The 12,772-nt window shown below is 71.5% G+C and carries 14 protein-coding genes; 8 read left to right on the forward strand and 6 right to left on the reverse strand.

Going from position 1 to position 12,772, the window contains the following annotated elements; translation table 11 throughout:
- Nucleotides 1–39: 39 nt before the first annotated feature.
- From ACF08D_RS14240 to ACF08D_RS14260, 5 genes are all read right to left on the reverse strand, one after another.
- Nucleotides 40–291 carry a DUF397 domain-containing protein gene (locus ACF08D_RS14240; protein ID WP_392222884.1) on the reverse strand — a complete coding sequence of 84 codons (252 nt, stop codon included), beginning with the start codon at nucleotides 289–291 and terminating at the stop codon, nucleotides 40–42.
- Entirely contained in the window at nucleotides 288–1,112 is an 825-nt protein-coding gene (locus tag ACF08D_RS14245) for a Scr1 family TA system antitoxin-like transcriptional regulator (protein ID WP_392222885.1), read from the reverse strand. Before ACF08D_RS14245 ends, ACF08D_RS14240 begins: the two co-directional genes overlap by 4 nt.
- A gap of 188 nt (nucleotides 1,113–1,300) precedes the next feature.
- Nucleotides 1,301–2,164: a hypothetical protein gene (locus ACF08D_RS14250; protein WP_392222886.1), complete on the reverse strand. Its 864-nt coding sequence runs from the start codon at nucleotides 2,162–2,164 to the stop codon at nucleotides 1,301–1,303.
- 319 nt (nucleotides 2,165–2,483) lie between these two features.
- Nucleotides 2,484–2,993, reverse strand: a complete 510-nt coding sequence (locus ACF08D_RS14255) for a hypothetical protein (RefSeq protein ID WP_392222887.1) — start codon at nucleotides 2,991–2,993, stop codon at nucleotides 2,484–2,486.
- 133 nt (nucleotides 2,994–3,126) lie between these two features.
- The gene (locus tag ACF08D_RS14260) at nucleotides 3,127–4,776 is read right to left on the reverse strand and encodes a family 20 glycosylhydrolase (RefSeq protein ID WP_392222888.1); all 1,650 of its coding nucleotides are present in this window, start codon (nucleotides 4,774–4,776) and stop codon (nucleotides 3,127–3,129) included.
- A gap of 86 nt (nucleotides 4,777–4,862) precedes the next feature.
- Between ACF08D_RS14260 and ACF08D_RS14265 the strand changes: the two genes are divergently transcribed.
- The 8 genes from ACF08D_RS14265 to ACF08D_RS14300 all read left to right on the forward strand — a co-directional run bounded on the left by ACF08D_RS14265 (nucleotide 4,863) and on the right by ACF08D_RS14300 (nucleotide 11,469).
- A complete protein-coding gene (locus ACF08D_RS14265) occupies nucleotides 4,863–5,525 on the forward strand; it encodes a 2-oxo-4-hydroxy-4-carboxy-5-ureidoimidazoline decarboxylase (RefSeq protein ID WP_392222889.1) in 663 nt (220 codons plus the stop codon).
- A 135-nt stretch (nucleotides 5,526–5,660) separates the two neighbouring features.
- Nucleotides 5,661–6,041, forward strand: coding sequence for a succinate dehydrogenase, cytochrome b556 subunit (gene sdhC / locus ACF08D_RS14270; protein WP_392222890.1), 381 nt, complete (start codon nucleotides 5,661–5,663; stop codon nucleotides 6,039–6,041).
- Nucleotides 6,042–6,049: 8 nt separating this feature from the next.
- Nucleotides 6,050–6,529 carry a succinate dehydrogenase hydrophobic membrane anchor subunit gene (locus tag ACF08D_RS14275; RefSeq protein WP_392222891.1) on the forward strand — a complete coding sequence of 160 codons (480 nt, stop codon included), beginning with the start codon at nucleotides 6,050–6,052 and terminating at the stop codon, nucleotides 6,527–6,529.
- A 22-nt stretch (nucleotides 6,530–6,551) separates the two neighbouring features.
- A complete protein-coding gene (gene sdhA, locus ACF08D_RS14280; protein WP_392222892.1) occupies nucleotides 6,552–8,306 on the forward strand; it encodes a succinate dehydrogenase flavoprotein subunit in 1,755 nt (584 codons plus the stop codon).
- Nucleotides 8,306–9,064 (forward strand): succinate dehydrogenase iron-sulfur subunit, encoded by a 759-nt coding sequence (locus tag ACF08D_RS14285; RefSeq protein WP_392222893.1) that lies wholly within the window; start codon nucleotides 8,306–8,308, stop codon nucleotides 9,062–9,064. Before sdhA ends, ACF08D_RS14285 begins: the two co-directional genes overlap by 1 nt.
- Before the next feature lie 177 nt (nucleotides 9,065–9,241).
- Complete coding sequence (locus ACF08D_RS14290; protein ID WP_392222894.1) at nucleotides 9,242–10,438, forward strand: cytochrome P450; 1,197 nt, start codon at nucleotides 9,242–9,244, stop codon at nucleotides 10,436–10,438.
- An 11-nt stretch (nucleotides 10,439–10,449) separates the two neighbouring features.
- Nucleotides 10,450–10,641: a ferredoxin gene (locus ACF08D_RS14295; RefSeq protein WP_392222895.1), complete on the forward strand. Its 192-nt coding sequence runs from the start codon at nucleotides 10,450–10,452 to the stop codon at nucleotides 10,639–10,641.
- A 48-nt stretch (nucleotides 10,642–10,689) separates the two neighbouring features.
- A complete protein-coding gene (locus ACF08D_RS14300) occupies nucleotides 10,690–11,469 on the forward strand; it encodes a TetR family transcriptional regulator (RefSeq protein ID WP_392223198.1) in 780 nt (259 codons plus the stop codon).
- On the opposite strand, the gene ACF08D_RS14305 is transcribed toward ACF08D_RS14300, so the two are convergent.
- Nucleotides 11,435–12,760 carry a metallophosphoesterase gene (locus ACF08D_RS14305; RefSeq protein WP_392222896.1) on the reverse strand — a complete coding sequence of 442 codons (1,326 nt, stop codon included), beginning with the start codon at nucleotides 12,758–12,760 and terminating at the stop codon, nucleotides 11,435–11,437. The two genes, ACF08D_RS14300 and ACF08D_RS14305, sit on opposite strands and share 35 nt — an antisense overlap.
- Nucleotides 12,761–12,772 lie beyond the last annotated feature (12 nt).

Consider the following 12,772-nt stretch of genomic DNA (forward strand, 5'->3'; position numbering starts at 1 on the left):
GCCGCGCGCGGTGGTGCGCGGCGGGCGGGCGGCGGCCGATCAACGGCCGGTGGCCGTCGCGAAGGTGACGAAGGAGGACCAGGCACCCGGCGCCAGCGCGAGCTGGGGCCCGGCGGGCACCTTCGAGTCCCGGACGTGGACGGTGGAGGGGCAGGCGGCGACCTCGACGCAGCTGTCGCCAGAACCTGTGCTGTAGCTGGACTTGCGCCAGGAAAGGGCGATTTCGACGCAGCTGTCGCCGTCGCCCCCGCTGTAGCTGCTCTTGAACCAGGTCAGTTCGTGGGTGCTCATAGCGCTCCTCGCAGTCGCGACAGCAGGCCCCGGGAGTCATCCGGAGTGAGGGCCTGCGCCCGCAGTTTCCCATAGCGCATCTGAAGCACGCCGACCTCTTTCGGATCGACGATCAACTGACCGGTCCGCTGCCCCTCGCAGTAACCGACCCACTGGTGCTCGGGCGCCGCAGCCAACTGAATCGGCCCGTCCAGCGCCGTATGGTGCCCCCGCTCCAGCGGGAGCACCTGCACCGCCACGTTCCGCAGCTCGGTGACCTCCAGCAGGTGGTCCAGCAGCTCCCGGGTGACCTCCGCCCCGCCCACCCGGTGGTGGAAGAGGTGCTCTTCGAGGATGAAGCTGTACGCGGTGTTGGGCCGGTCCCGCAGTAACCGCTGCCGCTCCAGCCGCGCCGTCATCTGGTCCTCCACCTGCTCGTCGCTCAGCGGCGGCAGCTGGCCCCGGAACAGCACGCGGGCGTACGCCTCGGTCTGCAACAGTCCCGGGATCACCCGCGGTTCATAGGTGTCGAGCGTGATCGCGGACGCCTCCAGGAGCGCCCACGTCTGGAACCATATGGCCAGCCCGGGCTTGCGGGTGAGGTGCTGGGACGCCTTCCGCAGCGCGCCGAAGGCGTTCAGCGCCTCCTCGGCCCGCTCCACGAACTCCCGTGTCGGAAAGCGCCTGCCCTGTTCGACGGAGGCGAGGTAGTGCGCCGAGTAGCCCATGATCTGCGCCAGTGCCTCCTGGGTGAGGCGGGCGTTCTCGCGGAACGCCTGGAGCACGGCGCCGAATGTCCGCAGGCTCTCGGACCGTTCGGGTTCGGTGATGCCTTCTGTCATGCCGGTGACCCCCGGGTCTTCCTGGTCCATCCCGTGGCGGGTCACCCATGCTCACAGCACCGGAGGCGCGGCGTCCACCCAGAGCACCCGTACAGTCACTTTCTGTACGGGTCGGGTACCGGTCCTCGCGGCCGCCGCACAAGAACGGGGCCGGGGCGGTGAGTTCCGCCCCGGCCCCGGTCAGGTGCTCAGACGACGGGGTCCTCGAAGCCGGGCTCCTCCAGGCCGCCCTCCTCGAACTCGGCGCCGTCCATGGCCGGTCCGGCGAACATGCCCTGCATCAGGCCCGCGATGTCCAGCTCCTTGGCGCCGGCCGGGGCGGTGGGGCGCTCGCCGCCGCCGATCCGCATGACCAGGCCGAACTTCTTGACCTTGGCGTCCTCGGCCAGCTTGGCGAGGTCCACGCGGACCTCCTTCAGCTCGCCGTTCTTGAGCGCGAAGTCGGCCGTCACCTTGGCGTCGGGAGCCTCCTTCAGCTCCTTGTCCGTGGGCAGGTCCATGCCGGTCGGCAGTTCCTTGGCCAGCGGGCGCAGCTCGCCGACCAGCTCGGTGACGAGAGTGCGGAAGGGCGCGGTGGCGGTGATGTGCTCGGTGCCGTCCGCGTTCTTGCCGGTGGCGAAGTCGACCTCGTTCGCCACGACCTTGCGCAGCGAGTCGAGCAGCTTCTCCTGGGTCTTGGCGTCCAGGGTGGGCTCCGGCGAGGGCTTCCCGGCGGGCCCTCCGGCGGTCTCACCGGCCGCCTTCTCCGCGTCCTTGGTGTTGAACTTGACCCACTTGCCCTCCAGCACGTCCTTGAACGCGCCGGCCTCCGGGGGCAGCTCCTTGGCGTCCGGCATGGGCTCACCGGCCACCTTCTCCAGGGCCTTGGGGTCGGTGCGGAGGTAGGCCCAGTCCCCGACCTGCCGCAGCTCGGCGAGGGTCCCCTCCGGGGTGGTGACCTTCATCGCCGCCCCGGTGTAGTCCTTCTCGCCGGACTGGTCGAGCGGCTTCTTCGACTCGATGGTGAAGCTGAACTTCGCGCCCGCGAGCAGGTCGGCGGCCTCGTCGGGCATCTCCTCGCCGGGCGCCGGGTCCGACGAGGCGTCCAGCGCCTTCAGCGAGGCGGCGTCGGTGTCGAGGTCGATCTCGAAGGAGAGCGACTTCTCCTTGCCGAGCTTCTCGAACGCCTGGTCCAGCTTCTTGCCGGCGGAGAGCTGCTCGGCCGTGCCGCAGGCGGCCGAACCCGCCAGGACGGCGCCGACGACTGCGGTGGCGGTCAGGGTCTTGCGTATGGCGGTGATGATGGTCTCCTCGTCGATGCGATCACGGCGTGATCGCTGAGGAGACTCCTCACCGGCGCGCAGGGTTGCACCGAAAGCGTGCTCGATTACGTCACAGCCCGCGCTCCCGGCGGGAGACCACGGCCCGCAGCACCCGCCGCGCCTCGGCCGAGACCTCCAGCACCGGCCGGAGCCCGGAGGCCGGGCCCTCGGACGGCGCGGCGGCGAGGAAGTCCAGGACCTGCGCCTGGCGCCGCTCCTCCGCCTCGGCCAGGGGCCGCCCGCCCAGCCCCTCGTGCAGCTCCAGGGCGGTGGCCGCGCAGGTGCGGGCCCAGGCGCGCAGTGCGGCCGCGTCCCAGGAGGACGGGGCGGCGCCGATCATCTTCCGTACGAGGACGGTGCCGTCGGCGTCCGCGACCCGGGTTAGCACGGCGCGGACCTCCCCGAGCCGGTCGGTCCAGCCCGTACCGCCCTCGGAGACGCACGCCCACAGCGGGCGCAGCAGGTCGTCGGGCGCGTCGCCCAGCAGGGGGAGGCACCGGTCGAGGCAGGCCAGGGCGGAGGCCGCCACGTCCCGCTCGTCGTCGGTCTCGTCGATCCGGTGCTGCGCGCTCTGACTCATGGCCGTCTCCCGTCGCGGACGCGGTACGTGTTGTACTGCGCCGCCTGGCCGGATTTCATCACTGCGTGTGGCGGGAAACCATGGGTTGAGCGACGACCGGGCCCGGCCGCCCGGGCACATCACCCCGGCCGTGTCAGGCACCACCGCCCAGTTTCCGCCCCAGCTCCTGGAACTGTGCCCAGGTCAGCTCGGGTGCGGCCGGGTCCCAGAGCTTCTGGGCCGTCGCCCGCAGCGGCATCCGGATGCCGTCGGCCACTTGCGCCTGGGTCTGGGCGTCCGCCAGGTCGCACCAGACCGCGAACCGGCCGCCGAGGATCTGGCCCGCGTACCGCTCGGGCACGGCCGACGAGCCGCGCAGCACCAGCGGGGTCCACTCCTCGTAGATGCGGCGGCCGGTGGGGTAGGTGAACTCGTTGGGCTCGCCGAGCACGTAGTAGAGGTACTCGTCGTTGAGGTTCACCACCTTGCGGCCCTCCTGGAGGTACTCGACGGGCTCGCGGGCGCCGATCTCCTTTCCGGTCCAGTACTCCACCTCGATGCCCTTGTCCGCGGTGACCTCGCCGCCCGCGAAGAAGCCGTCGTTCCACGCCTTGGCCGTCTTCTTCGCCTTGTTCGCCACGGCCGCCCGGTCGTTCAGCCAGCCGGTGGCCAGGTCCTCGACGGTCGCGTTCGCGCCGAACCTCTGCCGCGCCGCCTGCGCGAGCTGCGGGTAGGAGGCGGCCGGGTCGCGCACGGTCAGCGCCTGGTACTCGTCGGCCCCGACGTGGAACCAGGGGCCGGGGAAGAGCGCGGCGTACTCGCGGATCAGGTCGTCGACGACCTTCGCCGACTCGGCCTTGGAGATGTCGATGGCGCCCTGCCGGGGGGTGCCCTGCACATTGCGGAGCTGGAGCTGCGGGTACGCGCGCAGCACGGCGCCGAGGTGTCCGGGCGAGTCGATCTCGGGGACGACGGTGATGTGCAGCCGGGCGGCGAGCGCCAGGATGCGGCGGACCTGCGCGGTGGTCAGGTGGTCCCGGGAGACGACCTCGGGGTGGGTGGTCGACTGGACGCGGAAGCCCTGGTCGTCGGAGAAGTGCAGGACCAGCTGGTTCATCTTGAGGTCGGCCATCTCGCGCAGCCGGGCCTCGATCCAGGAGGCGTCGAAGTGCTTGCGGGCGATGTCCAGGTTCAGCCCGCGCTGCGGCTTGCCGGGCCGGTCGCGGATCACGCCCTCGGGGACGGTCCCGCCGGAGCGGAGCGCCTGCTTGACCGTCCGGGTGCCGTAGAAGGCCCCGGCCTGGTCGGGCGCGGATATCCGGACCCGGCCGTCGCGGGTGGTCAGGGTGTACGACTCGGGGCCGCCGGCCTGCCCGGTGTTCAGCGCCAGCTCGACGTCGCCGGGCCGGGGCGCGGTCTCGCCCCGGTAGGCGGCCTTCAGCTCGCCGGCCAGCAGCCGGGCCTCGTCGGCGAGGACCCCGCTGCCCTTGGCGACGACCACCGCGGTGCCGGCCGCGGGCTTCCAGCCGGGGCCGCGGGCCGCCTCGTGCTCGCGCACGGAGGGGATGGTGCGCGGCTCGGCGGAGAGCGGATACGACTGAATAGGTGACGGCGTGGCCGATGGCGTGGCCGATGGCGTGGCCGACGGGTCGGGTGTCGGCGCGGTGCTCGCGGGGCCGGCGGGCGCCGACGCGCCCCCGTCGCCGTCGCCGCCCTGTCCGCATCCCGCCACGGCGAGGGACAGGGCCACGGCCGCGACCAGACCCCCTGTGAAATGCCGGTTCACACGCTTACCTCCGTCCATGGGCGTCCATGGGTGTACGGAAACTCTCCCTTCCGAGTGAACTTCTCGCATCTCCCGCACCGCTTGCGCTCACCCTGGGTAATGTTGTGCCCCTTCCCTCACAGCTCTCTCACACGTCCCGCTGCCCACCCGAGGAGCCCACGCTGTCCGGCGATTTCCCCGCAGGCGCCCCGGAGCGGCCGTCCTCCGGCGCGCCCACCCGCGCGGGTACCACGCGTACCGGCGCCATACCCGTCCAGAGCTGCGGCGCGCCCGCCCGCGAGGGCCTGGTGCGGTTCAACGCCGCGCCCCCCGGCGAGGCCGAGGCGGCCCTGCTGGCCTGCTGCGGCAGCCGCCGGTGGGCCCGCCGGATCGCCGCCCACCGCCCGTACCCCACGCTGGACGCCCTGCTCGCCGCCGCCGAGGAGGCCGGGTACGACCTGGCGGGCGCCGACCTGGACGAGGCGCTGGCCGACGAGACCCCGGTGGACCTCCCGCCGGGCACGCCCGCCGCCGCCCGCACCGCCTGGGAGGCGGCGCACGCCGAGTACGCGAGCCGCTTCCGGCACGCCTTCGTGATCTGCCTGGACGGCCACCGGCCCGAGGAGCGCCTCAACCACGCGCTGTCGGCCATCCACACCCGGATGAGCCACCCGCCGGAGAAGGAGCGGGGGATCGCCGCCGAGGAGCTGTGCCGCCTCGCTCGTGCCCGTTTGTCCCGTCTGATCGGACGAACCGGTGCCCCGGGTAGCCCGTCCGTGCCTGTTTGATCACACCTGAGGACCCCGCGCGAGGGATCCGACAAGTCGTCGCTACGATGACCGGGGCCGGTGGACCGTACCCGGCCGGGTCAGACCGACATCGAAGCCGGCCGACCCTGATCCCCGCTCCCGGAGGGTTTTTCCGTGCCGGCTGGAACGCTGTACCGCGGCCGGGAAGGCATGTGGTCGTGGGTGGCTCATCGAGTCACCGGCGTCCTCATCTTCTTCTTCCTGTTCGTACACGTGCTGGACACCGCTCTCGTCCGCGTCTCCCCCGAGGCGTACGACGAGGTCGTCGCCACCTACAAGACGCCGATCGTCGCGCTGCTGGAGTACGGCCTCGTGGCCGCCATCCTCTTCCACGCGCTCAACGGTCTGCGTGTGATCGCCGTGGACTTCTGGTCCAAGGGCCCGCGCTACCAGAAGCAGATGCTCTGGACCGTGATGGGCATCTGGTTCGTCCTGATGGTGGGCGCCCTGTACCCCGTCCTCGGCCACGCCGCGCGCGAAGTGTTCGGGAGCTGATGTCAGAGATGTCCACTGATCTCACCAAGTCCGCCGTCGGCCCCGTCGAAGGCGTGGGGCTGTACGACGCCGACAACCCGGCTCCCGTGATCGAGCCGCCCCGCAAGCGGACGGGGAAGACCCCGAAGTCCACCCGCGGCAACTTCGAGATGGCCGCGTGGCTCTTCATGCGCCTGTCCGGTGTCGTGCTGGTCGTCCTGGTCATCGGCCACCTGCTGATCCAGCTCGTGCTGGACGGCGGCGTCTCCAAGATCGGCTTCGCCTTCGTGGCCGGCCGCTGGGCGTCCCCGTTCTGGCAGGTCTGGGACCTGCTGATGCTGTGGCTGGCGATGCTGCACGGCGCCAACGGCCTGCGTACCGTGATCAACGACTACGCCGAGCGCCCGAACACGCGCCTGTGGCTCAAGGGCCTGCTGTACACCGCCACGGTGTTCACCATCCTTCTGGGCACGCTGGTGATCTTCACCTTCGACCCGAACATCCGCTAGGCACGGGGCTGAGGAAATCCGCATGAAGATCCACAAGTACGACACCGTCATCGTCGGCGCCGGCGGCGCGGGCATGCGCGCGGCCATCGAGGCCACGAAGCGCAGCCGTACCGCCGTGCTGACGAAGCTGTACCCCACCCGCTCCCACACGGGCGCCGCGCAGGGCGGCATGGCCGCCGCGCTGGCGAACGTGGAGGAGGACAACTGGGAGTGGCACACCTTCGACACGGTCAAGGGCGGTGACTACCTGGTCGACCAGGACGCCGCCGAGATCCTGGCGAAGGAGGCCATCGACGCCGTCCTCGACCTGGAGAAGATGGGCCTGCCGTTCAACCGGACCCCGGGCGGCACCATCGACCAGCGCCGCTTCGGCGGCCACTCCCGCAACCACGGCGAGGCCCCGGTCCGCCGGTCCTGCTACGCCGCGGACCGCACCGGCCACATGATCCTCCAGACGCTGTACCAGAACTGCGTCAAGGAGGGCGTGGAGTTCTTCAACGAGTTCTACGTCCTGGACCAGCTGATCACCGAGGTCGACGGCGTCAAGAAGTCGGCCGGTGTGGTCGCCTACGAGCTGGCCACCGGCGAGATCCACGTCTTCCAGGCGAAGGCCGTGATCTACGCGTCCGGCGGCACCGGCAAGTTCTTCAAGGTGACCTCCAACGCGCACACCCTGACCGGTGACGGCCAGGCCGCCTGCTACCGCCGGGGCCTGCCGCTGGAGGACATGGAGTTCTTCCAGTTCCACCCGACGGGCATCTGGCGCATGGGCATCCTGCTGACGGAGGGCGCCCGCGGTGAGGGCGGCATCCTCCGCAACAAGGACGGCGAGCGCTTCATGGAGAAGTACGCGCCCGTCATGAAGGACCTCGCGTCGCGTGACGTCGTCTCCCGCTCCATCTACACGGAGATCCGCGAGGGCCGCGGCTGCGGCCCCGAGGGCGACCACGTCTACCTGGACCTGACGCACCTGCCGCCGGAGCAACTGGACGCCAAGCTCCCGGACATCACCGAGTTCGCCCGGACCTACCTCGGCATCGAGCCCTACACGGACCCGATCCCGATCCAGCCCACCGCGCACTACGCCATGGGCGGCATCCCGACCAACGTCGAGGGTGAGGTCCTCAGCGACAACACCACCGTCGTCCCGGGCCTGTACGCCGCGGGCGAGGTGGCCTGCGTGTCGGTGCACGGCGCCAACCGCCTGGGCACCAACTCGCTGCTGGACATCAACGTCTTCGGCAAGCGCGCCGGCATCGCCGCCGCCGCGTACTCCGCCACGGCCGACTACGTCGAGCTGCCGGAGAACCCGGCCCTCTTCGTCCAGGAGCAGGTCGAGCGCCTGCGGAACTCCACCGGCAGCGAGCGGGTCTCGGTGCTGCGCAAGGAGCTCCAGGAGACGATGGACGCCAACGTGATGGTGTTCCGCACCGAGCAGACGATCAAGACGGCCGTCGAGAAGATCGCCGAGCTGCGCGAGCGCTACCTGAACGTGTCCATCCAGGACAAGGGCAAGCGGTTCAACACGGACCTGCTGGAGGCCATCGAGCTGGGCAACCTGCTCGACCTGGCCGAGGTCATGGCCGTCTCTGCGCTGGCCCGCAAGGAGTCCCGCGGCGGTCACTACCGCGAGGACTACCCGAACCGCGACGACGTCAACTTCATGCGCCACACCATGGCGTACCGCGAGGTCGGCGCCGACGGCTCCGAGACCGTGCGTCTCGACTACAAGCCCGTCGTCCAGACCCGCTACCAGCCGATGGAGCGTAAGTACTGATGGCAACCCCGACCCTGGAGAAGCGGGAAGCCGGCTTCGCCGACTCCCCGTACATCACCGCCACCTTCCGGATCCGCCGCTTCAACCCCGAGGTGTCGGAGCACGCGGTCTGGGAGGACTTCCAGATCGAGATCGACCCCAAGGAGCGCGTCCTCGACGCCCTCCACAAGATCAAGTGGGACGTCGACGGCTCGCTGACCTTCCGGCGCTCCTGCGCGCACGGCATCTGCGGCTCCGACGCGATGCGGATCAACGGCAAGAACAGGCTCGCCTGCAAGACGCTGATCAAGGACATCAACCCGGAGAAGCCCATCACGGTCGAGGCCATAAAGGGCCTGACGGTCCTCAAGGACCTGGTCGTGGACATGGAGCCGTTCTTCCAGGCGTACCGCGACGTAATGCCCTTCCTGGTCACCACGGGCAACGAGCCGACGCGTGAGCGGCTCCAGTCCGCCGAGGACCGCGAGCGGTTCGACGACACCACCAAGTGCATCCTGTGCGCCGCGTGCACGTCGTCCTGCCCGGTGTTCTGGAACGACGGCCAGTACTTCGGCCCGGCCGCGATCGTCAACGCCCACCGCTTCATCTTCGACTCGCGCGACGAGGCCGGGGAGCAGCGACTGGAGATCCTCAACGACAAGGACGGTGTGTGGCGCTGCCGCACCACGTTCAACTGCACGGACGCCTGCCCGCGCGGTATCGAGGTCACCAAGGCGATCCAGGAAGTGAAGCGCGCGCTGATCACGCGCCGCTTCTGACGCTTCCCGTTCGTCCCCCCGAAGGGCCCGCTTCCGCGACGGAGGCGGGCCCTTCGCCGTGCGTCCCGCCCGTTCTCCCTCGTCCCGGTGGTTTGGCCGAACTACGCGTAGACCGGATGGATGCCTGGGGCATGTAGTGGGACCGGCAGTCCGAATCCCGTCGTCTGCGAGGCCCTCATGACGGAAGCCGTAGCCTTTCCCCAGAACCGCACCTGCCCCTACCACCCGCCCGCCGCCTACGATCCGCTGCGCCGGGAACGGCCGCTGTCCCGGGTCACGCTCTACGACGGCCGCTCGGTGTGGGTCGTCACCGGGCACGCCGCCGCCCGCAGTCTCCTGTCGGACCAGCGGCTGTCCACCGACTCCACCAACGCGGCCTTCCCGATCTTCGCGGAACGGGTCGCCGCCGTGCGCGACCGCCGTCCGCGCCGTACGGCCCTGCTGGGCGAGGACGACCCCGTCCACCACGTACAGCGGCGGATGCTCATCCCGAGCTTCACGCTCAAGCGCACGGCCGACCTGCGCCCGCGCATCCAGCAGGCGGTGGACGAGCTGATCGACGCCATGATCGAGCAGGGGCCGCCGGCCGAGCTGGTGTCGGCCTTCGCCCTCCCGGTGCCGTCCATCGTCATCTGCGACCTGCTGGGCGTGCCGTACGCCGACCACGACTTCTTCGAGGAGCAGTCGCGGCGGCTGCTGCGGGGCCCGACGGCCGAGGAGATCGAGGACGCCCGCGACCAGCTGGAGGGCTACATCGGCGACCTGGTTGAGCGGAAACGCGACAAACCCGGGAACGGCGTCCTGGACGACCTGATCGCCCAGCAGCTCGCCCACGGCCACCTCGACAAGCAGCAGGTGGTGGAGCTGGCCACGATCCTGCTCATCGCGGGGCACGAGACCACGGCGAACATGATCTCGCTGGGCACCTTCACCCTGCTCCAGCACCCGGAGCAGCTCGCCGAGCTGCGGTCGTCCCCCGAGCTGATGCCGACGGCGGTGGAGGAGCTGCTGCGCTTCCTGTCGATCGCGGACGGGATGCTGCGGGTGGCGAAGGAGGACATCGAGATCGAGGGGGTGACGATCCGCGCGGACGAGGGCGTCGTCTTCTCCACCTCGGTCATCAACCGGGACACCACCGCCTACCCCGAGCCGGACACGCTGGACTGGCACCGCTCCGCCCGCCACCACGTCGCGTTCGGCTTCGGCATCCACCAGTGCCTGGGCCAGAACCTGGCGCGGGCGGAGATGGAGATCGCGCTGCGGACGCTCTTCGACCGGCTCCCCGGCCTGCGGCTGGCGGCACCGGCCGACGGGATTCCGTTCAAACCCGGGGACACGCTCCAGGGGATGGTCGAACTCCCCGTCACATGGTGAGGATGGACCTCATGGACATTCTGATCGACAAGGACGTCTGCATCGGCGCGGGCCAGTGCGCCCTGACCGCGCCGGACGTGTTCACCCAGGACGACGACGGCTTCAGCGAGCTGGTACCGGGCCGCGAGGACGGCGCGGGCAGCCCGCTGGTCCGCGAGGCGGCCCGGGCCTGCCCGGTGGGCGCGATCAAGGTCTCGGGGTAGCCCCGGGGGGCGGGGCGGGGCACGACTAGGCTCGGGGCCGTGACGGACGTGAACGACGACACCCGGGGCCCCGGGCCCGCCCGGCCCGCCCCGCCCCCGCGGGCGGGCCGGGCCCCGAAGGCCGCCAAGAGCGAGCAGACCCGCACGCTGATCCTCGAGACCGCGCTCCGGCTCTTCCAGGAGCGCGGCTACGACCGGACCACCATGCGGGCCATCGCCCAGGAGGCGGGGGTGTCCGTCGGCAACGCCTACTACTACTTCTCCTCCAAGGAGCACCTGGTCCAGGGCTTCTACGACCGGCTGGCCGCCGAGCACGAGGCGGCCGTCCGGCCCGTCCTGGCGGGCGACGGCGACCTGGCCGTACGGATCAGGGACGCGCTGCTGACCTGGCTGGACGTGGCCGAGCCGTACCACCCCTTCGCCACCCAGTTCTTCAAGAACGCCGCCGACCCGGAGAGCCCGCTCAGCCCGTTCTCGGAGGAGTCGGCCGCCGCGCGGGACGCGGTGGTCTCCATCCACGCGCGGGTGCTGCACGGCTCCGGCACCAAGGTCGCGCCGGAGCTGGCCGAGCAGCTGCCGCACCTGATGTGGCTGATGCACATGGGGCTGGTGCTGTTCTGGGTGTACGACCGGTCGGACGGCACCGAGCGCAGCCGCCGCCTGGTCGAGCGCACCGCGCCGCTGGTGGCCCGGGCCGTCGCGCTCTCCCGCTTCCGGGTGCTGCGCCCGCTGGTGCGGCAACTGCACGGGGTGCTGGAGGAGTTCCTGCCCGGCGCGGCGGCCGGCCGGGGCGTCACGCCTGCTTCGACGCCAGCTCCACGAGCGTGATGTCGGACGGCGCGCCGACCCGGACGGGCGGGCCCCAGGCGCCCGCCCCGCGCGACACGTACAGCTGGGTGTCGCCGTACCGCTCCAGCCCGGCGACGGTGGGGTTGGCCAGCTCCGCCAGGTAGTTGCCGGGCCAGAGCTGGCCGCCGTGGGTGTGGCCGGACAGCTGGAGGTCCACCCCGTGGCGTACGGCCTCGTCGATGAGGACCGGCTGGTGGGCCAGGAGCACGGCGGTGCGCGCCCGGTCGCGGTCGCCGAGCGCGGCGGCGAAGTCGGGGCCGTCGCCGTAGTTCTCGCCCGCGACGTCGTTGACCCCCGCGAGGTCGAAGCCCGCCAGCTCCACCCGCTCGTTGGGCAGCGGGCGCAGGCCCAGCTCCCGCACGTGGTCGACCCACTGCGCGGCGCCGGAGAAGTACTCGTGGTTGCCGGTCACGAAGAAGGAGCCGTCCCGGGCGCGGAGCCGCGCCAGCGGTTCGGCGGCCGTGCCGAGGTCCTCGACGCTGCCGTCGACCAGGTCGCCCACCACCGCGATCAGGTCCGGCTGGGTGGCGTTCACGGCGTCGACGATGCGCTGGGTGTGGGCGCGGCCCAGGATCGGGCCCAGGTGGACGTCGCTGACGACCGCGATGCGGTACCCGTGCGCCCCGCGGGCCAGCTTGGCGAGCGGTACGGTGACCCGCTTGACCCGGGGGCCGCGCAGGACGCCGTACGTGCCGTGGCCGACCGTGCCCAGCGCCGCGGCGGCGGCGGCCCCGCCGACCACCCGTGACACGAACAGCCGACGCGATACGGGTGAGACGGGAGCGGCCCCGGGCCGGGCCTCCGGGGCGGGCGGCTCACCGGCCTCCGCGGCCGGCCCGGCGGGCGGCTCGGTGACCGGCTCGGCAGTCGGCTCGGCGGGTTCGGCGGCCGGCTCGGCGGGCCCGGCCGCCACGGCTACCGGCACCGGGGCGGACGCGGCCCGCGCGCGGTCCCGGCGCTCCAGGGCGCGGCGCAGCAGCGGCCGTACGGCCTCCCCCACCACCAGGGCGAGCACCACGTACAGCAGGACCGCCAGCCACAGGAAGCCCGGCCAGGACACCACCTGCTGGAGCCGGAAGGGCACTCCGGCGCGGCCGGCCGTGAGCGCGGCCAGCGACAGCAGCGGCAGCACGACCAGGGCGACGGTGCCCAGCCGGCGGGCCGTACCGCCGGGCGAGGTCACGTCCCGCACCAGGCGGCGCCAGACGTACCAGTGCACAGTGGCGAGCAGAGCGATCACCACGACCAGGACCAGCAGAACGACCCACACGGGACCGGCCCC

Source organism: Streptomyces sp. NPDC015131, from assembly GCF_043079975.1.
GTDB lineage: Bacteria > Actinomycetota > Actinomycetes > Streptomycetales > Streptomycetaceae > Streptomyces.

What these genes read in the sequence shown, in the direction of transcription:
- ACF08D_RS14240 (WP_392222884.1), bottom strand. Translation starts at nt 291, where the DNA reads ATGAGCACCCACGAACTGACCTGGTTCAAGAGCAGCTACAGCGGGGGC.
- ACF08D_RS14245 (WP_392222885.1), bottom strand. Translation starts at nt 1,112, where the DNA reads ATGACAGAAGGCATCACCGAACCCGAACGGTCCGAGAGCCTGCGGACA.
- ACF08D_RS14250 (WP_392222886.1), bottom strand. Translation starts at nt 2,164, where the DNA reads ATGCCCGACGAGGCCGCCGACCTGCTCGCGGGCGCGAAGTTCAGCTTC.
- ACF08D_RS14255 (WP_392222887.1), bottom strand. Translation starts at nt 2,993, where the DNA reads ATGAGTCAGAGCGCGCAGCACCGGATCGACGAGACCGACGACGAGCGG.
- ACF08D_RS14260 (WP_392222888.1), bottom strand. Translation starts at nt 4,776, where the DNA reads ATGGACGGAGGTAAGCGTGTGAACCGGCATTTCACAGGGGGTCTGGTC.
- ACF08D_RS14275 (WP_392222891.1), top strand. Translation starts at nt 6,050, where the DNA reads ATGTCCACTGATCTCACCAAGTCCGCCGTCGGCCCCGTCGAAGGCGTG.
- sdhA (WP_392222892.1), top strand. Translation starts at nt 6,552, where the DNA reads ATGAAGATCCACAAGTACGACACCGTCATCGTCGGCGCCGGCGGCGCG.
- ACF08D_RS14285 (WP_392222893.1), top strand. Translation starts at nt 8,306, where the DNA reads ATGGCAACCCCGACCCTGGAGAAGCGGGAAGCCGGCTTCGCCGACTCC.
- ACF08D_RS14290 (WP_392222894.1), top strand. Translation starts at nt 9,242, where the DNA reads ATGACGGAAGCCGTAGCCTTTCCCCAGAACCGCACCTGCCCCTACCAC.
- ACF08D_RS14295 (WP_392222895.1), top strand. Translation starts at nt 10,450, where the DNA reads ATGGACATTCTGATCGACAAGGACGTCTGCATCGGCGCGGGCCAGTGC.